The 654-nt window shown below is 65.9% G+C and carries 1 protein-coding gene; it reads left to right on the top strand.

The genetic code is table 11. The annotated features are described in order from the left end of the window. A partial coding sequence (locus ABD808_RS38330; RefSeq protein WP_344908468.1) for a hypothetical protein occupies window positions 1-546 on the top strand: 546 nt, incomplete at its 5' end. Window positions 547-654 lie beyond the last annotated feature (108 nt).

The raw sequence follows: 654 nt of genomic DNA, 5'->3' as shown, positions 1-654 counted from the left end.
TTGCTTGGCGATGCCGGGACGATAGGAGAGGCACTCGCCTTTGCTCCCGAAGGAGCCGCCGTGACGCGCGCTTCCCCCGGCTTGCTTTGTCTGTGGGCGGCCGCCGGCACCTCCCTTCTCGGTACGGCGCTGGCCGTGATGTGGGTGCCGACCATGTGGCACGCGGCCAACGCCGTAGCCCGGGACAACGACGTGCCCGACGTGTCCGGCCCGATCATGTTCGCGCTGTTGGGATTTCTCATGCTGGGCCTGGCTTATCTAGTCATCGCGGCACTCGTGATATCCGCCGCATTGACCGCCGCGCGCCGACCGTCCACGGCGACCGCATTCGGATGCCTTGCTTCGGCGCTAACCCTCGTGCCGTGTGCTGGTGGCGCGTGGATCGGGGCCGTCTTCATATCGGGCGGCGGACTTGGGCCCTACATCAGCAACTGGTTCTCAGGGAGCTCCATCGTGGTCACTGCGCTTGTCCCGGTGCTTTCGGTAACCGGGATCGCTCTATTGCCCGAACCGTCGGCCGCAAATCGCGACCTCCGCAGGTCCTGACGCTTAGTCACCTGCGTTACTGGCATCACCCGGGCGTGACGCACCGGCGGTCACAGACTCTCTGGCGCGGATAGCTTGCGACGCCCGCTCATCACCAGCCAGGCCTTG

Origin of the sequence: Actinomadura meridiana (genome assembly GCF_039537545.1) — a bacterium.
In the GTDB taxonomy this organism is placed as follows: Bacteria; Actinomycetota; Actinomycetes; order Streptosporangiales; family Streptosporangiaceae; genus Spirillospora; species Spirillospora meridiana.
The sequence above is the reverse complement of the archived record's forward strand: the minus strand, read 5'-3'. Positions and strand labels throughout refer to the sequence as shown.